Origin of the sequence: Phaeodactylibacter xiamenensis, assembly GCF_000759025.1 — a bacterium.
GTDB lineage: Bacteria > Bacteroidota > Bacteroidia > Chitinophagales > Saprospiraceae > Phaeodactylibacter > Phaeodactylibacter xiamenensis.
On record NZ_JPOS01000101.1, the window covers coordinates 1 to 21,493 of the forward strand.

13 protein-coding genes are annotated in these 21,493 nt (G+C 49.9%); 4 read left to right on the forward strand and 9 right to left on the reverse strand.

The annotated features are described in order from the left end of the window. Positions 1 to 424: 424 nt before the first annotated feature. From IX84_RS29560 to IX84_RS29590, 7 genes are all read right to left on the reverse strand, one after another. The gene (locus tag IX84_RS29560) at positions 425 to 637 is read right to left on the reverse strand and encodes a hypothetical protein (RefSeq protein WP_044215673.1); all 213 of its coding nucleotides are present in this window, start codon (positions 635 to 637) and stop codon (positions 425 to 427) included. A gap of 690 nt (positions 638 to 1,327) precedes the next feature. After that, the gene (locus IX84_RS29565) at positions 1,328 to 4,771 is read right to left on the reverse strand and encodes an efflux RND transporter permease subunit (RefSeq protein ID WP_044230037.1); all 3,444 of its coding nucleotides are present in this window, start codon (positions 4,769 to 4,771) and stop codon (positions 1,328 to 1,330) included. A 72-nt stretch (positions 4,772 to 4,843) separates the two neighbouring features. Next, on the reverse strand, positions 4,844 to 6,010 hold the full coding sequence (locus IX84_RS29570) for an efflux RND transporter periplasmic adaptor subunit (RefSeq protein ID WP_052516517.1): 1,167 nt from the start codon (positions 6,008 to 6,010) through the stop codon (positions 4,844 to 4,846). A 32-nt stretch (positions 6,011 to 6,042) separates the two neighbouring features. Then, positions 6,043 to 7,455: a TolC family protein gene (locus IX84_RS29575; protein ID WP_081969016.1), complete on the reverse strand. Its 1,413-nt coding sequence runs from the start codon at positions 7,453 to 7,455 to the stop codon at positions 6,043 to 6,045. A 24-nt stretch (positions 7,456 to 7,479) separates the two neighbouring features. Continuing rightward, positions 7,480 to 8,091: a TetR/AcrR family transcriptional regulator gene (locus IX84_RS29580; protein ID WP_044230042.1), complete on the reverse strand. Its 612-nt coding sequence runs from the start codon at positions 8,089 to 8,091 to the stop codon at positions 7,480 to 7,482. Positions 8,092 to 8,369: 278 nt separating this feature from the next. Further along, complete coding sequence (locus tag IX84_RS29585) at positions 8,370 to 8,978, reverse strand: nucleotidyltransferase family protein (protein ID WP_152605297.1); 609 nt, start codon at positions 8,976 to 8,978, stop codon at positions 8,370 to 8,372. Next, positions 8,975 to 10,180 (reverse strand): serine hydrolase domain-containing protein, encoded by a 1,206-nt coding sequence (locus IX84_RS29590; RefSeq protein WP_044230044.1) that lies wholly within the window; start codon positions 10,178 to 10,180, stop codon positions 8,975 to 8,977. Before IX84_RS29590 ends, IX84_RS29585 begins: the two co-directional genes overlap by 4 nt. 618 nt (positions 10,181 to 10,798) lie before the next feature. Between IX84_RS29590 and IX84_RS29595 the strand changes: the two genes are divergently transcribed. The 4 genes from IX84_RS29595 (at position 10,799) to IX84_RS29610 (ending at position 19,694) form a co-directional block, all read left to right on the forward strand. Beyond that, positions 10,799 to 11,527 (forward strand): hypothetical protein, encoded by a 729-nt coding sequence (locus tag IX84_RS29595; RefSeq protein ID WP_152605298.1) that lies wholly within the window; start codon positions 10,799 to 10,801, stop codon positions 11,525 to 11,527. Positions 11,528 to 11,533: 6 nt separating this feature from the next. Next, positions 11,534 to 13,330: a hypothetical protein gene (locus tag IX84_RS29600; RefSeq protein ID WP_152605299.1), complete on the forward strand. Its 1,797-nt coding sequence runs from the start codon at positions 11,534 to 11,536 to the stop codon at positions 13,328 to 13,330. Between the two features lie 246 nt (positions 13,331 to 13,576). After that, a complete protein-coding gene (locus IX84_RS29605) occupies positions 13,577 to 16,378 on the forward strand; it encodes a gliding motility-associated C-terminal domain-containing protein (RefSeq protein WP_044230051.1) in 2,802 nt (933 codons plus the stop codon). Between the two features lie 514 nt (positions 16,379 to 16,892). After that, on the forward strand, positions 16,893 to 19,694 hold the full coding sequence (locus IX84_RS29610) for a gliding motility-associated C-terminal domain-containing protein (protein ID WP_044230053.1): 2,802 nt from the start codon (positions 16,893 to 16,895) through the stop codon (positions 19,692 to 19,694). Between the two features lie 72 nt (positions 19,695 to 19,766). Here the strand turns inward: IX84_RS29610 and IX84_RS29615 are convergent, their stop codons facing one another. Both IX84_RS29615 and IX84_RS29620 read right to left on the reverse strand, forming a co-directional pair. Next, positions 19,767 to 20,579 (reverse strand): tetratricopeptide repeat protein, encoded by an 813-nt coding sequence (locus IX84_RS29615; protein ID WP_152605300.1) that lies wholly within the window; start codon positions 20,577 to 20,579, stop codon positions 19,767 to 19,769. 154 nt (positions 20,580 to 20,733) lie between these two features. Further along, positions 20,734 to 21,447, reverse strand: coding sequence for a CDP-alcohol phosphatidyltransferase family protein (locus tag IX84_RS29620; RefSeq protein ID WP_044230120.1), 714 nt, complete (start codon positions 21,445 to 21,447; stop codon positions 20,734 to 20,736). Positions 21,448 to 21,493: the final 46 nt, after the last annotated feature.

The following is a 21,493-nucleotide window of genomic DNA, read 5'->3' on the forward strand; positions in this document are numbered from 1 at the left end:
CACCGTACTCAACGCTCGTGCGGATTATTGGTCAGGCTGGGCTCGTCACCACCTTCCCATAATTCCTCATCGGGGTCCCACCGACGATTGTCTTCACTTGTACCTTAACGACCCCTTGGAGGGAGACGCTTTGATTTAACTTCGCCCCTTCGCAGCTTACCAGCACTTTTGGCGCTGATAAGTCAAGTTGACTAGCTTTGCGGTCAGCCATCGCAACTTGTCCTCCAAGTTTTATCCTCCACCCTGTTACCAGAGCTTCAAAGGCTCGGAGTTTAAAACTACTACGGGCTCATCTGCCACCTGCTGGCGTGTGGCTGCTGCCTCGCCTTGCGACTTGTTAGCTGCTTGTCCAGATAAAAAATCCCGGACACCCCAACAGGCTTCCATGGTTAAGCAAACTTTCCTGTATGGGACACCGTCCGTTTTAACGTGGCAGGTTATCCGGCTTTTGGGCTTTCCCACTTTTTGCAAGGTTACCCACCTGCCGCGCCACTCCCGGTTCGCTCCCGCTACGTGCCCCATACTTGCTAAGGCTTCCTTCCCACCCTACCGTTGCCAGTAACGCAGTTGCCTTCGCATTGGCTTCCCACCGATTAGGCGCCAGGGCTTCTTTCAGCCCTTCGGAAAATGTTTGCATGCCATGCAAACAAAAACCCTGTCATAAAAGATGACAGGGGTCTAACGATAAACAAACACTATGAACAACACTAAGATCTTTAGAGTCAGGTGAGTGAGGTAAAAAGCCCCCGAACACTCGGGGGATACGATTACAAAAACTATGAACAAACACTCACCCGACTCAGATATTTTTAACGCACTTATGCGTAAATCTCTCTTTTTAAGTTTGCTAGGTTTCTTCACCAACAATTACAATACAAATATGAAAGTTTTCAAAGACCCTCAGGAAACGATTAGCTAAAAAATGTGACATGGAAAGACAAAGGTTCTTGGTTCAAATGGAACAACTAGCGTTTCCTTTCCCCTTAATTTAGGAACTTACAAGGGAATCAACCTGCTCTAACCTCTGCTTGCAGTCAGCAATAGGTAACAAAATTCCAAGCCTTATACGGTAGGTTTGAAGCCCGATTTTTCGGAAAAAAGCACCAATTTTTTCCCTCTTGACTTGTTGGATCGGGCAGGTTGATGCGCTATCCGTACCAAAAAGCAGTCGACCTTTCAAATTATCAAATCCTCTTCCTAAAAAAACGCACCTCAAGCTCCGGAACGTATATGCCTTTAGCGAAAAATTCCGGCAGCCAAAAAAAGCCCGCTACAACACCATAACGTGAGGTAGCGGGCTCTGATTCGTATCGAACCTACTTAGCTATTAGACTGCAGAAGAAGCTGCAGGCTCTTTTCCAAAGACTTTCAATACCCCCACTTTCAGGCGGTATGCCAAATAGTACATCACCGGCACTACGACCAAAGTCAGGAAGGTAGCGAATACCAATCCATAGATCACCGTCCAGGCCATAGGCCCCCAAATGGCCGTATTATCTCCACCAATAAATATCTGCGGGTCCAGGTCGGTGATCAGGGTGAAGAAGTTGAAGTTAAATCCAACGGCCAAAGGCACAAGACCAAGCACGGTAGTGATGGCCGTCAATAAAACCGGACGCAGACGGGTGGCACCGCCCTGAACAATCGCCTCCTTCATATCCTCAGTTTCCAGGAATTGATTTTTCGAATAGCCCAGCTCTTCCTGCTTACGGCCTACGAGGATATTTATAAAGTCGATCAATACAATGGCGTTATTCACCACAACTCCTGCCAGTGAAATAATCCCCACACCGGTGAAAATCACTGAAATATCGCGCCCGCCAAAGGCATAGCCCAGAAATACCCCAATCGTACTGAAGAGTACCGACAGGATAATGATGAAGGGCGAAGCTACAGAGTTAAACTGTGCGACGATAATCAGGAATATGGAGAATAGCGCAATACCGAAAGCGGTGTACAGGAAGTCCATATCTTCCGATTGCTGTTGCTGCTCCCCGGTAAACTCATAGGTAAAACCCTCAGGCAGATCATAGGAAGCCATCCATCGGTCTATCTCAGGAATGATCTCGTTGGGATAATACCCTTCCAGCACATTCGAGTAAATAGTAATTACCCGGTCCAGGTTTTTCCGCTTAATCGAGCTGTAGGTGGACGTAAACTTAATGTCTGCAACTGCAGAAATCGGCACCTGAGAAATCTGTCCCGTGGCCGGGCTGCGGAAGGTAATCCGCTGATTAAGCAGGTCATCGATGTCATAGCGGTACTTTTCATCCAAACGGATAAAGATGGGATACTCATCCTCCCCTTCCTTAAACTTGGAAACTTCTTTACCGAAGACAGCCGTTCGCACGGCATTTGCGATATCAAAAGTAGATACCTCATACCGGCGTGCTGCTTCCCGATCCACATTAATGATCAATTCTGGCTTGCCAATCTTGATATCAGCCTGTAGTTCTTCGATGCCCGGGATATTCTGGGAGTTGATATAGTTGATAACATCCTCTGACAGAATCGCCAGCTTATCGATATCCTCACCCTGGATTTCCAGGTTAATCGGTTTACCGGCATTCGGGCCATCCGCGTTTTTGTCGACGGTGATTTTCACACCCGGTACCCCACGTACAGCCTCACGGATATCCTCCATCGCATCGAAAGTAGACAACTCTCCCCGGTCTTTAGAAGGCACGAAAGAGACCGTCAAACGAGCTTTTTGGGGAGAAGCTCCTGGTTCCGGCGGACCATTCGGGTCAGCCGTGTTTTCACCAATCTGAGTCAGTACGGCCTCCACAATGCCCTGATAGGGCTCAATGGCCTTGCTGACTCGCGCCTCGACTTCCTGCACAGCTTCATAAGTTGCGTTGATATCCGTGCCCAGAGGCATATCTACAAAAACGTTGACGTATAACGGATCCGCGGAAGGGAAAAATTCAACTTTCGGCATATTCACAGCTAACAGCGCAAGGGCTGCAAACAACAGCACAAAGGTGCCACCAAAGATCACCCCCGGCACGCGCAGGGCACCGCGGATAAACTTGTCGTAAGCATTCTCCAACACAGGCAAAAAGTTATTCTGAAACTTAAATGCCGCTGGCCGCAGCAGGAACCAGTTGATCAGGGTCACAATAAGGGCAATGCCCAACAGGTTGCGCCCTGCCTCAAAGCCAGTAAAGTGGAAAACCACCGCCAGCACCAGCATCACCCCCGCACCAATAAGAATGTTGGTTTGCCGCCGCTTCCGCACCGCAGGGTCTTCTGCCCGTTCATCCACTTTCATAAAGCGGCTGGTAAATACGGTGTTGATCACCAATGCTACAATGAGGGAGGACGTCAGTACAATTATTAGAGTGATAGGCAGGTACTTCAGGAATTCCCCCATGATGCCAGGCCAAAATGCCAGTGGGAGGAAAGCCGCCAGCGTGGTGGCTGTAGAAGCGATAATTGGCATGGCTACCTCGCCCGCCCCATATTTGGCAGCGTCCCAGCCATTATAACCAATCTGCATGTATCGGTAGATATTCTCCACGACTACAATTGCATTGTCCACAAGAAGCCCTAATGCCAGTATGAGGGCAAAGAGTACCACAATATTCATGGTAACCCCGGTCAGTGACAGGAATAGTATCCCCATGAGCATAGACAATGGAATAGCAAGCCCCACAAACAAGGCATTTCGCAACCCTAAAAAGAACAGCAATACCACCACTACCAGGATCACACCAGATATAATGCTGTTTTCCAGGTTGCTCACCTGATCCCGTGTATTGACAGACTGATCATTGAACAGGCTGATTTTCAAGTCTTCCGGCAACTCTGCACTTGCATCATCCACAATGACCTTAATCTTATCAGAAGCATCGAGAAGGTTTTCGCCCTGCCGCTTGATGACATCCAGAGAAATGACCGGAAAGCCATCCGAACGGGCTATACTGGTGGGGTCCTTGTAGCCAAAGGTCACCTCTGCTATTTCCCGCAGGTAGATAGGGCGCTGATTCTCACTCTTGACGATCATTTCCTCCAGCTCAGAAACGTCCTCGAATTCTCCCTTTACCCGGATCGCCCGGCGGAAGTCATCGTTGAGCAGTTCCCCTCCGGACATGGTGATGTTCTCAGAAGAAATCGCATTCTCAATATCCCGGAAGGTGACTTGCATAGACTCCATCTTAGGCAGGTCAATATCCACCTTAACCTCCCGTTCCCGGGCACCTTTCAGCTCCACTTCGGAGATTTCATCCAGGGTTTCGATCTCATCCTGCAGGTATTCAGCGTAACTGCGGAGTTCATCATTGGTATAGTCACCCGAGATATTGACCGTGACGATTGGAATTTCCGATAGGTTGATGTCCAGGACGGTTGGGTCCTGATCCAAATCGTTCGGCAGTTCGCTTTTAGCTTTGTCCACCGCATCCTTCACCTTCCGGACAGCGTCATCCAGGTCCATATCTGCGGAAAACTCCGCCGTAATCACGGAATAATCCTGTATAGACGTTGACTTGATGTCTTTGATGCCCGTAATCGATTGGAGTTCTTTCTCAATCGGCCGGGTTACCAGGTTTTCAATATCTGCAGCAGAGTTACCAAAATAAGGGGTATTGATATACACTGTGGGCCAGTCTACCTCCGGGAATTGCTCTTTGGGCATATTCTGGTAAGACTGAATCCCGAAAATCAGGATCATAAGCGTGAGGATGAACACACTTGTCCCATTATCTACGGCCAGTGTAGACAAGCTAAACTGCCGTAATTTATCTTTTTGCTTATTTTCTTCAGCCATTTGCGTGGTTTTGTATCAGTGTTCAGCGATGTGGGCGGCTCGCCCGGCTGAATTACTGCTTTTAGTGAGTGCTTAACCTTCTTGCTTTACTTCGACGGGCTCATTATTAGCCAGGCCACGTGCCCCGTCCATAATTAAGACCTCTCCTCCTTCCAGGCCAGATTTGATAACAATCTGCCCATCGTAAGCATCGCCGGTTTTCACATATACCTTGCGGGCTAAAGCACCCGATTTACCATCTTCCAGAATATAGACATAGTCCTTCCCTCCAACTTCCTGCTGCACCATTTCCAGCGGGATGGTGACGACATCTTCAGCCTCCTTGTCTTTGATGAACATGGTAGCCAGCAAATTCGGCTTAATCAGGGAGCTGGATGCCGAAATTCTTGCTTCTACATCAAAAGTACGATTGGAAGGATCGATCGTCCGTCCGATCATGGTGATGGTAGCCATTTGCTCCTCGTCCAGCGCCGGAAAAGCCACTTTCACCTGTTCTCCCCTTTTGACCGCACGAAGGTAAGACTCAGGCACATCAGCAACAGCCTTAAGTCTGTTAGGATTAAGCAACTGCACAATCGGCATACCCGGAGAAGCCAGTTCGCCGCTTTTTAGATAAACCTCTTCCACTACTCCACTCACCGGAGCGTAAACCTTAGACTTGGTCATTTGGAATTCCAGGGTCTCCATGCTTTTCTCCAGGCGCTCCTTACTGTTTTTGGCTTCCAGGTACTGTATTTCAGAACCAATATTCTGGTCCCACAGACGCTTTTGGCGCTCGAACACCGTGGTTGCCAGTTCCAGTGACTTCTCCAGCTCTGCCATTTGCTTGTCCAACTGCTCGAGATCCAGCTCGGCAATAAGTTGCCCTTTCCGGACATTGTCTCCTTCCTCTACAGTAAGGTTGAGAATGCGTCCGGCAACCTCACTTGTGACATTGATATAGTCATCGGCAGCAACTGAAGCCTGAATTTCCACAAAGTGCTCAAAGTTGGTGCGTTCCACCGGTGCAGTGGTAACCAGTTTCCTTTTGTTAGCCACCATAGTGGGGTCCTGAACCGCTATAGCTTTTTCAAGTTGTTCCACCTCTTGGGTGAGCTTACTGAGTTCACTGCGCTTTTCCTTGAGCAGGGTGCGCTTCTCTTCCAGCGATTCCGGCAGTTGCCCTTCTTCATTGGCGGCAGGCTGACAACCTGCGAGCATGGCCATCAAAAGTGCGACAATCGGGATGATGTATTTCATGATGTGATATTGGTGTTTTTTGTGGATAAAATTTACTTGCCGAGCGCCATCTCCAGACGCGCTTTGGATTGCAGCACGTCATAGAGCGCCTGCATGTAGTTGCTTTGTGTGGTGTAAAGGCTTTGTTCTGCCTGTGTTACTTCCAGGCTGGAGCCTACGCCTTCGCGGTATTTCACCTGAGCGGTTTCGTAAATCCGCTCTGCCAGATCGAGGTTGTTTTGCTGGCTGTTCAGGCGGCTGGAGGCGTTGCGGAAATTCGTTTGCGCGTTCGCCACTTCCAGGCTGATACCCCGGACCAATTCCTCCCGTTGGTTCCTCGCCTTCTCGAGGTCGAGGCGTGCCCGCTGGATTTTGGCTTTCTTGTTGAGCCCATCAAAAATAGGCACACTCATGCTCAGCCCCACATAGGCAGAAGGCGCCCAAAAACCGGATTGAAAATCGTCGCCCTGATATTGTTGCTGCACGGCTCCGAAGGCGTTTAGGCTTGGTAAATAACCGGCCTGATTCAGCTTGATGTTCAGCTCATTCATACGGATCGCCTGATCAATTAATGCCACTTCCGGACGAGATGCCGGGCTGGCTTCTTCACTCAGCAGTGCCTCCGCTTCGATGGTCATGGCATCCAAGTCATCAGAAACGACCAGAGGCTGATCAATGGGGAAACCAATGGTGTATTTCAGATTGGTCAGGGATACCTCCTTCTGGCGGACCAGGTTTTCGCGCTCGATGCGCAAATTTGATAATGAAAGTTCCTGCCGGTCAAGGTCCAGCTGTTCCGCAAATCCGGCTTTGTACAACTCCCTGGTTTCAAACAGCAGTTGCTCCAGATTCTTGATGTTTTTTTCGAGCAGCTCAATGCTTTCCTGCACCAGAAGCACAGGCAGGTAAGCTTCAATGACTGCATTCTCCACCTCACGCTGGGTAGTGGCAAAATCCCGGAGCGTATACTGCCGGTAAGCACGCGCTGCTTTCAAAGCCACGAAGAAAGAGCCATCAAAGATCATGGCATTGACGTCAATCCCGGCCGTAAAGTTATTGCGCAGGAAAAAGGCAATGCCTTCATCGCCGCCTCCGCCACCATTGCCGGAAAACGACTCGTCAACCGCCATCTGGGTTTGGTTGGACAATTGATCGTAAAGGTCTACAGCGAGTACTTGCCCGAAAAGCCCAAAGATGTCAAAACCTTCAGGAAGTGGTTGCCGCGGCACAGCTAGATAATGCTGGTAATTGAGCGAGCCATTGACTTGTGGCAACCCAGAGGAGCGCCGTTCTACGATTTGCTCCTCTGCGTCCGCAATCGCAATCTGGGCATCCTTGATAGTAAGGCTGTTCTCCAGCGCATAGTCGATAGCATCATCTAGTGACATTTGTACAGCTTGTTGCTGTGCCAGCAATGGTAAAGCCAGCAAAAGCATCATAACGGTCGAGTGAATCCTTATTTTCATTCTTTATGCTATGGTTTTGGATGTTTATTGTTCTTGTTCTTCCGCAGCCAGGTGTTTAGCCAATAACTGCCGCCCCTTTTCAGAAGCAATGCCGTGTATGTGGTAGCGAATGTACTCCTGATGTATAGTAGCCAGGTCATACTCTCCACTCTCGAAAACCTCTTCATCAGCAACGAGCACAGACTTGCCTACGTAAAGCCGGGCGATAATTTCCGGATTGAGCTCTGAGCGATAGATACCTTGCCTCATGCCCCGCTCAATATTATCAATAATCACGCCGTATACATGCTGCTTCATCTGGGACTCCATTCGCTTCCAAATCGTGCCATAGTACTTCCGCAGATCGTAAACTGTGGTTGGTGACATGGACCGCAGCTTCTCCACTACGTACCGGCCAATCCTCAGCATTTCCTCCAGCGCATCGGATGAAGTGGAGCGGATTTCCTCCGTCATGCATTTCTCTTCGCTTACGTGTGCGTGAAAAATCTGCTCTATCAACTCCGCCTTATTGCTCACATACTGGTAAAGCGTTTTTTTGGAGATCCCCAGCTCGCGAGCAATATCATCCATGGTCACGCTTTTTATGCCGTAGCGCATGAACAACTCAAATGAAGCTTTAATAATATCCTGTTTCAATTGCACGCTTGTTTTTGTAGCCCGTGGCAAAATTACAAGCAAAAAACATAGGAAACCAGCAGAAGTTTAAAAGTTTCCTGAGTTTTTGAAACTTTATGCTTAGGGTGTATTTTGATTCGACAAACAGCAGCTCTTTGCCGACAAAACCGCAAAGGCTTTCAAAAATTCTAAAGCCTTAGGGAGCGCAACAACAAAAACAGAATATAATTTTGTAAAAATCAAAACAGCAGGACATGGACTCCCGCTTGCCCGTTCAAGCCAAATCAATACTTAAGATGCTATAATTCCTCTTGTCTGAGAAACCGCTCCCAATCTTCAGGGAAGTCAAGGTCAAGCGCTCCCGCTGGAAACGGCACAGATTGCAGGGACTCGCGGTACTTATGCAAGATAGGCTTAGCCCCTTTCTGCCCATTAAGCGCTAATAGTTCTGGAAAAAGGTGAGAAGCAAAAATAGCAGGCACGCCTAGCCCCTCCGTATAATAAGCCGCGATACCAGGCGCACGGCTCTGCTGAAGCTGGCCTAGCATTTTTTGCAACAACTCTGAGGTAAGGTAAGGTTGGTCTGTGAGCACAAAGCCCGCATACTGAAGCTCCGGCAAAAGCTCAATGGCAGCGGACAGCCCTGCATGTACGGAGCTGCCCATCCCTGTTGCCCAATTGGGGTTGTAAACCGTATGGACAAAACCAGGCAGGACAGCCTCGACAGCCGCCCGACGCGCTCCGGTCACCACGACCACCGCTTCAAAGCCGGCCTCAAGCGCCAGGCAGCTCATCCGTGCCACTAACGGTTGCCCATTGAGTTCAAGCAATTGCTTGGCTTCTCCCATGCGTGAAGAAGCACCAGCAGCTAGTACCACACAAACTGTTGTTGATGCAGATGGTTTCACGGCCCGGTGATTTGTTCCTTATACAAATCAAAAAGGTAAGGGACCGCATTGCCTACAGTTTGGTTTGGAGCGTTTGTAAGCAGAACAATACCAATGTCTTCCTCCGGCAGGAAAGCAATTTCGGCACGAAAGCCATTAACATAACCACTATGACCTACAATCCACTGATTATCAATTTCAAAAACACGCCAGCCCATCGCATAGTAACCGGCTTGCAACCCGGCCCAGTTGCGGTGCATAATGCGGGCAGCCGGTATCGGGATTGCAGGGCAAAGCACATCAGACAAGACCCGTTCAGGCAGCACATCGGGCCGGTGCCCACTGACCGCAACCAGCCATTTTGCCATATCCCTAATGCTTGCATTCACGCCTGCAGCCCCCGGCACTTCATAAAAGTTAGGCTCCACAGCCGTCGGCGCGTATCCTTCAGCCAGCCGGCGATGGGGCATTGCCTTATCTCCATCCTCCACAAAAGCAGCGTATCCGACCGAAGCCCTGTACATCCCTAGTGGCTCGAACAGCCATTCTCCAGCTAGTGCACTAAAGGTTTGCCCGGTTGACTGCCGAAGCATATCAGCCCCAAGATTAAAAAGAACATTCTGATAATTGTGATAACTGCCAGGAGGGTGTACTCGCTTCACCAATGGGAGAAGGCCTAAAATATTGGAATAGGAGCGCCCCATATTCAAGAGATTGGAATAGGTATGCCTTGGCATCCCGGTTGTGTGGGTTAGGAAGTGCTGCAATTCCAGATTCTCCAGCCCTTCAGCAACACCGACCGCTTTCTGGGGCGTGTAAGCGCAGTACGGAGCGGACCAGTCAATCAGCCCTGCATCCACCAAACGACCAGCGATTGCGCCAGTCACCCCTTTTGAAAGTGAAGCGATTCTGAAAAGGGTACTGGGCAGGACTGCATCTCCAACTTCCGCCGATTTAACGCCATGAGTGCCTATAGTCGCGACAACGCCTTCTTTTACGACTGCCCATGCCGCTCCCGGCACCCCTTCCTGCTCCAACTGCTGCCTCAATACCTTTTCGTACCCATTTAAAAAAGATTGGAATGGCTCCTTTGCTACGGCAACTCGCTTTTCAACCGAACGCACCACCATGCCCCCATCTTCTGCGACCATTGTGTCAACAGACATGAACAAACTCATCACACCTAACAGTACCCCAAAAACGGCAATCCGCTTTGATAACATATCCTCGGTTTTTCTTCCCCAACTGCAATTTTAAGGCCCATAATCGAGAATCACAAGAAACTAAAGCACTCAGGCAAAACATTGTTGCACATTAAAATAAAGGCAGCGCCTAGACTGTTTTTTCGGATTAAGCAAATTCTCTTTTTGTTATTGTAACCTTTTTTGTAACTTTGACGTAAACTTAACAGGTGCACCTGCGCGATTAATGTTACAAGTTATTGTTCTGCAATCCGCTAGTAAGTGTTCCTTGAGCTACACACATACCACATAATCGCCTATGCTTAAAGCAAAAGGTAATCCCATCCACCGATTATAAACTCGCTTATACGTATTAGATAAGCGGTATAAACATTCTGCGAAATCCTTGATTTCACCTAGGTAATTCGCATCTTCTACTTTAACAAACACTCAGGCTGAAAAGCCATGAACAACATCAAAAAAAGACACTGACAGGTAGTTACACCTGACTGTTAGTCTTTTGTCTGTTTAGGAGCTAAAAAGAGGCTAAGGGTTATGTTGGGCGTTTTACCAAACAATTCCAACCCTGCCATTAAAATTAAGTCACAAACGAAAGTACTCCTTGTCCGGGCACTTAACGTGTTAGAAATGATTTGCCTCATGATTAGAGCATTCTCCCTCATTAAACCAATGGTATTGCTGCTGTGCCTCACAGCGGTGGTGGAGGGGTATGGTCAGTCTGAAGCCTTACGCCTTTTCGATACCGGGCGGCATTCACTGGGTATTTTCACGGGTTCTACTGCGCTTATAGGCATTGACTACGCTCGCCCTGTTGGCAAAAAGACTTGGCTGAGAAGCTGTTTTAGCTACATGGACTTTGATGTCAGAGACTGGGAAACGAATTTCAATCGCTACGAGCAATATGCCTCTATCAATCTCAACGTTAGAAATTCCTCTTTGAGCCTGCTAATTGATCACGTCATTGCCCCCAAACTGAATTTACGGTTCGTAACTGGTATCGGATTGTTCCTTATGAATGATTTCAGTGGTTCCATCAAGCTGAGGGACCCTCTGAAAATCAACGATATCTACTTTGAGCCAGACGAATTGGGCTACGTATACGGAGGATTGCGTTACAACCTGAAGCTCAACCCTTACTTCGGGGTTGCGCTTGGACGCCTTACCCACCCTAACCGCCGCCTTACCGTAGGCCTTGATATCGGCACTTTTTACAAAGGCGCTCCGGAAGTCTTCATTAACGGGACGGCATTGATCCGCAATAACGAGCATAATGCTGAAATCCTGACCAATAATATGTCTGGCTACCGTTGGTTTCCAGTTTTTAATTTACGTTTTGGCTATTCCATTGATCCTAATTATAATCCTTAATTAATCATGAAAAGATTACATCTACAAAAACTGAGACTGTATACCCTCCTTGCCGTTATGGCTTGGGGCGCATTCTCTTGTACAAAGCCGGGAGACTTGCTTGAAGGTACGTTTGTCAATGTACAAACCGATCTGCTAGTCAACCCAATGACCATTCAGGTCCTCAACTACGACGGGGGGGAAGTCCCCAGAGACATAAGCGTAACAGCCTATGGTGCAGACAAGGACCAGATTTTCACCGTGCTGGGCGAGCGCGAACTCACCCTTAGCTACTCTAACGCCGACAAGAACGCTGCATTCCTGTCGCTGGCTGTCCGCAGAATTGTTGAATTCGACGAACAAGACCCACTCGAATTTACGCTTAAGTTTGAGGCAGAAGGGTATATGCCTTTGTTCCGCACTTTCCGACTGACTAATAATACGGACCGGAGAATGCACAACATTCGGATGTTACCGATCGGTGCAAACCTCGATGGGCTGAACCAGGAAACGGTATCCATTCAGCAGGGCAGCAACGGCACAACTGAGCGGTATAGCGCCCGCACGCCTTCTGCCAATAACAATCAGCGGGTCAGCGTTGAGGTTGCGCCCAACACCCGCATGATGGACAGCAACGGTAAGACCATTTCCGGTAATGTCGATGCATACGTTGTGAGTTATGATTACACGAACCGAATCACGAACAAAGTGGCTCCCGCCAGCCTGTTTTCCAACAACGCACGTGCTAAAAACGGCGAAAGCTTAGGCCAGCTTAACTTTGCCCCGGTTGCGGTCTACTCCATTGATATGTACGGCGCAGAAGGAGAAGTTAAGCAGTTTGACAAGCCGGTTAAAGTGCAGGTCGAAATACCTTTCGGTACACCTCACCCTGAAACCGGAGCTCCAATCAAGCCAGGTGACGAACTGGAGGCCTGGAGTTTCAACGAAAGCATCGGTGACTGGCAGGAAGAAGGCCGGGCATCTGTAATCAGTGAAAACGGTGGCAAGCTCATCGCTGAGTTTGAGCAGACCCACTTATCCACCTGGTTCTTTGGTGGCCGTCGCTACTGTAACCCACCAACCAAATTCTTTATTGAGAACGTTAATCAGCCACAGAATGGCCCTCAAACGTTTTACTACGTAGAGGTTATTAACACACTTAATGGAAATATTGTAGGCACATTTAACAACACCCGCTTTTACGATGGTGAAATCATCACCCTCATCGTACCAGCCAACTTCCAGAATGCGCCTGCAGTCGTGCAGTTTGAAATCTATCAATTTGAAGGAGATGCCACACCGTTGTACACTTCTCCCTTATTCGCGCCCTGTGGCGATCAGTTGACGATCAACCTGGATGATGTGCTGGCTCCTCCTGCGGGACTGGGCACTACCTTCTTTGTAGATGTTGCAGGCACTTGCAGCTCTACGTTCAGTAACCTGGTTGTTCGGCCGACTTTGCCTATTCAGTTCCGTCCTTCCGGAAACACCGGTTGGAATCCACTAGGCTGGCTGGATGAAGGAGAGGGCTCTACGATGGCGCTTGAAAAAGGAGAATATTACGATTTCCGAATTTCTTACCGAACACTTGAGCGTTGTGTATTTAACCTTCAGGTGCCAACCGCAGACTCCACTGTAATCATCGAAAGTTCTGTATACAACTACGGCCCTGGAATGCCCTTTATGGAAACCATTGACGTAGACTACGTAGATACGGACAACGATGGCATAGAAGAAACTGTTTTCTTCAATTATACCAATATCAACGTACCTGATCAGGCGTGCCAGGAGTATATCGATTTCCTGAACGCTCCGATCAACTAAGTTTTTTTCGACAGGTTTAAGTAGTATTATTCTTAGGTAACGCTCCGTTCATGGGCGTTACTTTTTTATTTCATTACTTACCCTCTTTCCTCTGAAATATTAGCACATAGGCCGTACAGCTTACAAACTATTTCCGCACAATTGCCGTTTTAAAGTTTGTAAATCAGTAAATTGAAAAAGACTATGAGTGTGAGCGCCTAAACGCCAGGGCTGCCTTATCAGAAAACTGTACAAATACCTACGCCTATGTCTTACCGATACTATACACAACGCTTTCTGCTTTTATTGCTGTTTCTAACGACAGGGGCTTCCACCCTGCTTGCTACCCACAACCGGGCTGGTGAAATCAGAGTAGAACTTGTGGATGGTGATTGCACGGGGCCAAACGGTCTGACTGTACAGGCCACTGTGATTACCTACACCAAAGCCAGTAGTATCCCTGCTGACCGGGATACGCTCACCATCTGCTGGGGAGATGGCACCTGCGAGCGGGTAGCTCGTTCCAATGGGCCAGGCAGTCCACCACAGGGTGTCATTCTGGAAAATGATACCAAGCGCAACTTTTATATTGCCACTCATACTTATCCGGCAAGGACAACCTACACGATTTCCATGACCGACCCCAACCGGAACGGGGGTATCCTGAATGTCAACTTTCCCAATTCCGATCAGGTCCGTTTTCACATACAAACAGAATATACCTTTCTCAACCCACAGGTTCAGGGCTGCAATAACTCGCCTATACTCCTGCAGCCCCCGATTGACATTGGCTGCGTAGGTCGGGTATTTACACACAACCCTAATGCCTTCGATGCCGACAATGATAGCCTGACCTATGAGTTTATCACGCCCATGCAGGATGTGAACCTCCCAGTACCCAACTATCAGGAGGTCACTGCAATCAATCCGGGGCCCAATAATCAAATTACCATTGACCGGTTTACAGGCGATATCGTATGGGATGCGCCACAGCGGGCAGGCGAGTACAACATCGCCATTCTCATCCGCGAATACCGCAATGGGCAGCAGATCGGCTCTATCGTCCGGGACATGCAGATACTCGTAGAAGAATGCGAAAACCTGCCTCCTGTCGTGGAGGTCCCCTTCGATGAAGTCTGCGTCATCGCCGGCAATGTCCTCGAATTTGATGTGCGGGCTACCGCACCGCTCTCCGAAGACGAACAGCTGGTCCGCCTGACCGCGCTTGGAGGCCCATTCGAAGTCACCTACGGGCCTGCGACCTTCACGCCCAACACAGAAACCTTTGAAGAAGACCCCGTTGTCAAGACCTTCCGCTGGGATGTCCCCTGCGAAGCCATCAGCGCCCAATTTTACCAGGTCGTCTTCAAAGCTACTGATAATGGCTTCGGCGACACCACCGGGCTGGCTACCCTCAAAACCGTGCGCATAAAAGTGGTGGGGCCGCCGCCCGAGGATGTGCAGGCCGAGCCGCAGTCCAACGAGGTCAATGTCTCCTGGCAGATGCCCTACGCCTGCGAGGATACCGAAAATAACTACTTCCGCGGCTTCACCGTATGGAGGCGGGAAGGCAGCGCCAACTTTGTGCGCGACACCTGCACCCCCGGCCTGGACGGCAGCGGGTATACCAAACTTTTTAATGTGCCCATCATGGACACAGAAGACGGAAGGTATATCTACACCGATACCGATGTGGAGCGGGGGCGGACCTATTGCTACCGCATCCTGGCCGAGTTCGCGCTCACTACTCCGACTGGCAGCACTACCTACAACCCCGTGGAAAGCCTCGCCTCGGATTCCATCTGTGTGCAGCTCAATCGGGATATCCCGTTGATTACCAATGTGAGCGTGCTCACCACCGATACTGGCAGCGGTGAGATGGAGGTCTGCTGGTCCAAACCGGTAGCTGAGGATTTAGACACCTTGCTCAACCCCGGCCCGTACGTTTATGAAGTCCTCCGAGCCGAGGGGCAGAACCCGCCCGAGGATGCTTTCCAGCCGATTGGGATTACCTTCAGCAGCCCGACTTTCGCCGGGGCCAATGACACTTGCTTTGTCGATACTGGCCTTAATACCACTGAGCAATCCTACAGCTATATCGTCGCTTTCTACGTCAATAACGAGAGCGAGCCGCTTGGCCTGACCAACCCGGCATCTTCCGTGTTCCTGAGCATCGAGCCAACGGACAACACCAACATCCTGTCCTGGTCAGAAAATGTGCCCTGGAACAACTTTGAATACACGATTTTCAGAGAAAACGACAGCGGGGCCTATGATTCCCTGGCCACCGTAACGGAGCCCCCCTACCGGGACGAAGGCCTCATCAACGGCACCGAATATTGCTACTACGTCCGCTCGGCCGGCACCTATGGCATAGAGGGCATCCCCGGGCCACTGCTGAACAACTCCCAACGCAATTGCAGTATCCCCATCGATAATATTGCCCCCTGCCCTCCTACCCTCGAGGTGACAAATGGCTGTGATACCCAGACCGACTGCTCGGATGAAGAAGCCCTTGCCAATACGCTGGATTGGGTCAACCCGATGGATATTTGCGAGGAAACCGACGATGTGGTTGGCTACCGGATTTACTATGCCCCATTCGAAGGCAGCGACTTTGAGTTTATCGCTTCCATTGACGATTCCAGGCTCACCGTCTATGACCATAAACCAGAAATAGGCATTGCAGGCTGCTACGCCGTCACTGCGGTGGACACCTTTGCCAACGAAAGTGAATTCAGCAATATCATTTGCGTCGACAATTGCCCGTTCTACCAGCTCCCGAACGCCTTTACGCCCAACGGGGACGGCCAAAATGACATCTTCCGCCCTTACCCCTACTGCTTCATTGACCGTGTGGAATTCACCGTGTTCAACCGCTGGGGGCAAGTCGTATTCACTACCAACGACCCTGACCTCAACTGGGACGGCACTAATCTGCAGGGGCAGGCTTTGGAGGACGGCACTTACTTCTACAATTGCCGTTACTTCGAGCAACGGGTTACCGGCATTCAGCCCGGCCCGGAAATACTAAAGGGCTACATTGAACTGATTACGAATAATCGTTGATCTTCATTATGTGAGCTAAAAACTGAAGCCCCGGAGCTGCCAGACTGGCAGCCCGGGGCTTTCTCTTTCAACCGAAAATCTGGAGTACCCTCTGCTAATTTGAAAAATAGGGCCTCATTCTCCAAGAATCTTTTCCGGATACAAACGCCATGCCCCAACTGTGCCTTGCTTTTTCCACCAAGGGCTTTTTACAATCAGAGGACCGGGGCTGCCACTCTCTAAGCCCCAAGATGTTGGTTTTAATACGATCAACAATGACGGCATAGAAAAGCTAACTTTCTGTAGTCTACATGATCGTTGCTTAGGTTACATTCCGGGCACTGAGTGCTGAATTCAAGCGCTGTGCCTAATTGAGAAATGCCTCCATTATTTGGCATATAGGCCGTAAGGTTTACAAACTATTCCTGCCTGCTACCCATTTTAAAGCTTGTAAATCAGTAAATTGCCAGTAGCTATGATCCGGGTACCTGGTTATAGGTTATCCATCAAAAAAACTAAACAAATCCCTACGCCTATGTTTTATCGACTCTTTCCGCTCCGTGTTTTGCTTTTCCTGTTGTTTTTGATAACAATTTCCTCCACTCTGCTTGCCACTCATAACCGGGCCGGTGAGATCAGAGTAGAACTTGTGGATACTACCTGCACCAGCGATAACAGTCTAACGGTCCGGGCTACGGTGATCACCTATACCAAAGCCAGCAGTATTTCTGTTGACCGGGACACGCTCACTATCTGCTGGGGAGATGGCACCTGCGAACGGGTGGGTCGTGCCAATGGCCTTGGTACCCCACCACAAGGGGTCATTCTCGAAAATGATACCAAGCGCAACCTTTACATCGCCACACACACTTATTCGGCAAGGGCAACCTATACCATCTCCATGACCGACCCCAATCGGAATGCTGGCATCCTGAATGTCAACGCCCCCTTCTCCGAACAGGTCCCTTTTCATATACAGACAGAATATACCTTTCTCAACCCTCAGGTACAGGGCTGCAATAACTCGCCTATACTCCTGCAGCCCCCAATTGACATTGGCTGCGTAGGTCAGGTATTCACCCATAACCCCAATGCCTTCGATGCAGACAATGACAGCCTGAGTTATGAGTTTATCACCCCTATGCAAGAAGTCGACTTCTCGGCACCCAATTATCAGGAGGTGATGGAAATCGAACCGGGAATAGACAACCAAATTACTATTGACTCATTAACTGGCGATATCGTATGGAATGCCCCGCAGAAGGCAGGCGAGTACAACATCGCCATTCTCATCCGCGAATACCGCAATGGGCAGCAGATCGGCTCTATCGTCCGGGATATGCAGATACTCGTAGAAGAATGCGAAAACCTGCCTCCTGTCGTGGAGGTCCCCTTCGATGAAGTCTGCGTCATCGCCGGCAATGTCCTCGAATTTGATGTGCGGGCTACCGCACCGCTCTCCGAAGACGAACAGCTGGTCCGCCTGACCGCGCTTGGAGGCCCATTCGAAGTCACCTACGGGCCTGCGACCTTCACGCCCAACACAGAAACCTTTGAAGAAGACCCCGTTGTCAAGACCTTCCGCTGGGATGTCCCCTGCGAAGCCATCAGCGCCCAATTTTACCAGGTCGTCTTCAAAGCTACTGATAATGGCTTCGGCGACACCACCGGGCTGGCTACCCTCAAAACCGTGCGCATAAAAGTGGTGGGGCCGCCGCCCGAGGATGTGCAGGCCGAGCCGCAGTCCAACGAGGTCAATGTCTCCTGGCAGATGCCCTACGCCTGCGAGGATACCGAAAATAACTACTTCCGCGGCTTCACCGTATGGAGGCGGGAAGGCAGCGCCAACTTTGTGCGCGACACCTGCACCCCCGGCCTGGACGGCAGCGGGTATACCAAACTTTTTAATGTGCCCATCATGGACACAGAAGACGGAAGGTATATCTACACCGATACCGATGTGGAGCGGGGGCGGACCTATTGCTACCGCATCCTGGCCGAGTTCGCGCTCACTACTCCGACTGGCAGCACTACCTACAACCCCGTGGAAAGCCTCGCCTCGGATTCCATCTGTGTGCAGCTCAACCGGGATATCCCATTGATTACCAATGTGAGCGTGCTCACGACCGATACAGGTGGCGGAGAAATGGAGGTCTGCTGGTCCAAGCCCGTAGCGGAAGATTTGGACACCTTGCTTAACCCCGGACCGTACGTTTATGAAGTCCTTCGAGCCGAGGGGCAGAACCCGCCTGAGGAGGCTTTCCAGCCGATTGGGATCACCTTCAGCAGCCCGACTTTCGCCGGGGCCAATGACACTTGCTTTGTCGATACTGGCCTTAATACCGCTGAGCAATCCTACAGCTATATCGTCGCTTTCTACGTCAATAACGAGAGCGAGCCGCTTGGCCTGACCAACCCTGCGTCCTCCGTATTCCTGAGCATTGAGCCAACGGACAACACCAACATCCTGTCCTGGTCAGAAAATGTGCCCTGGAACAACTTTGAATACACCATTTTCAGGGAAAACGACAGCGGGGACTATGATTCCCTGGCCACCGTAACGGAGCCCCCCTACCGGGACGAAGGCCTCATCAACGGCACCGAATATTGCTACTACGTCCGCTCGGCCGGCACCTACGACATAGAGGGCATCCCCGGTCCACTGCTGAACAACTCCCAACGCAATTGCAGTATCCCCATCGATAATATCGCCCCCTGCCCTCCTACCCTCGAGGTGACAAATGGCTGTGACACCCAGACCGACTGCTCGGATGAAGAAGCCCTTGCCAATACGCTGGATTGGGTCAACCCGATGGATATTTGCGAGGAAACTGACGATGTGGTTGGCTACCGGATTTACTATGCCCCATTCGAAGGCAGTGACTTCGAGTTTATCGCTTCCATTGACGATTCCAGGCTCACCGTTTATGACCATAAGCCAGAAATAGGCATTGCAGGCTGCTACGCCGTCACTGCGGTGGACACCTTTGCCAACGAAAGTGAATTCAGCAACATCATTTGCGTCGACAACTGCCCGTTCTACCAGCTCCCGAACGCCTTTACGCCCAACGGGGACGGCCAAAATGACATCTTTCGCCCTTACCCCTACTGCTTCATTGACCGTGTGGAATTCACCGTGTTCAACCGCTGGGGGCAGGTCGTATTCACTACCAACGACCCTGACCTCAACTGGGACGGCACTAATCTGCAGGGGCAGGCTTTGGAGGACGGCACTTACTTCTACAATTGCCGTTACTTCGAGCGGCGGGTTACCGGCATTCAGCCCGGCCCTGTAATCCTGAAGGGCTATATTGAGCTGATTAGGAACAGCCGTTAATTTCAAAACAAAAGCCCCGGGAAACCAATCAGGCAGCCCGGGGCTTTTTCTTTCACAGCAACCAGCCTGTTATTAGCCGCCCAGCTGGCCGATTTCGTATTTCGCACGCTCAACGTACTTACTGTCTGTGATCATCTTATACGCTTCAATAGAGCCAGCTGTATCACCTTTAGACTTTAGGATTTCCGCCTTCTGCATCAGGTACTTGTCTGCGCCATCAGCTGCCAGCTCAATGGCTTTTTCGGCATGCATGAGCGCATCATCCTTGCTGCCATCGCTTAGCAATGCGTCGCTAAGGTAGTAATGGACATCAGCACTTTCCCCGCCTTCGAGATAAGCTGCGGCCATATCCTTGACCAGAGCCCAGTCTTTGTACCCCCAGGCAACAGCAACCATATTCTCGGCTTTACTGTTCATTTGCTCAGCCTTGTCGGCCTTGCCCGCCTTTTCGCAAGCCACACCAGCCGTTTGGTAAGCTCCAACAGCCTTGGCCATCATATCCATACCTTCAAGCGCTTGTGCCTTACCGATATAATTAGCATAGAAACCAGGGTTATAATCTAGGCCCTGCTGATAAGCCTCCAGCGCTTTTTCATGGTCATCAGCCTTACGTGCATTAGTACCTACGTAATAAGCTGCAATGGCACCATTTTTCTTGGCCAGTTGCATAACCTTGATATCAGTCTCGGAGGAAGAATCTGCTGTTTCCAGGGCCTGGCCCATTAGCTCAAAGGCTGCATCATACTCTTTCGCTTTCAGCTTAGCAAGGCCATCGTTGTAGAGGCTGGCAGCCGAAGCCGTTTGTTCTTCTTCTTGTGCATTAAGCGTATTGGTAAACAGTCCAAAAATTGCAAAAACACCCGCTAAAATGATTGTTCTTTTCACGATAACAAACACGTTTTGTTAGTTTAAAAATATATACAATGATATCGACTTCGACACTTATTTGCCTTTGAGACGCCTAAATGCCGAATTTGTAACGTCGAATGCTGGTTTTGGGTTTAGAAACTGCGCCGTTAAGCCCGTTTGTCCCCAATTATCATCGGCGGTCAAACCAAAAGGTAGCCAGTATAGCAAAAATGCCAAAATAGAGCAGGGACGATACACTGCCCCACCAAAAGACTGGCATTTCACGGGGCTGATACCAAAGCAGCCCTACCATAGAGACAATAAAGACCACCGTCGCTGTCAGATTGCCCGCCCGCCAGCGTTTTGTCCGGCTTGGATAGGCAAACTTCACCGGTACAAACTGTAGCACCGCCAGTATTATTATAAACAAAAGGTTAATGGTACTTTCCCACTCAAATACGAAAAGCAGATAGAAAGCCACCATATTCCACATCACCGGAAAACCAATGAAGTAGTAATCCTCCGAAATCATGCCCGACTTTCCATAATAGACGGCCGAAGTGACCAAGATGAGAAAAGCGGCCCACAAATCATAGGGGGAGGCGATAATTCCCGCCTGATAGATGAGAAATGCCGGGATTATGGCGTAACCGGCAAAGTCGATCACAAAGTCTATGCTCTTGCCGCTCATTTCCGGCAGCACTTCAGTGACTTTGAAGCGCCGGGCCAGTGTACCGTCCACTCCATCGATAACCTGAGCAGCCAGCAACCACCACATGGCTTTGGTATAGTTGTGCTGTGTACCTTCAACCATTGCCATAAACACGGTGATGATGCCACTTGCGGTAAAGAGGTGGACGGCCCAAGCCTGAGCTCGTTGACAAGTGGTGTACGGCTTCCCCATAGATTGATCTTGCTGCAGCGCTAAAATATGAGTAATTTTCGGCATT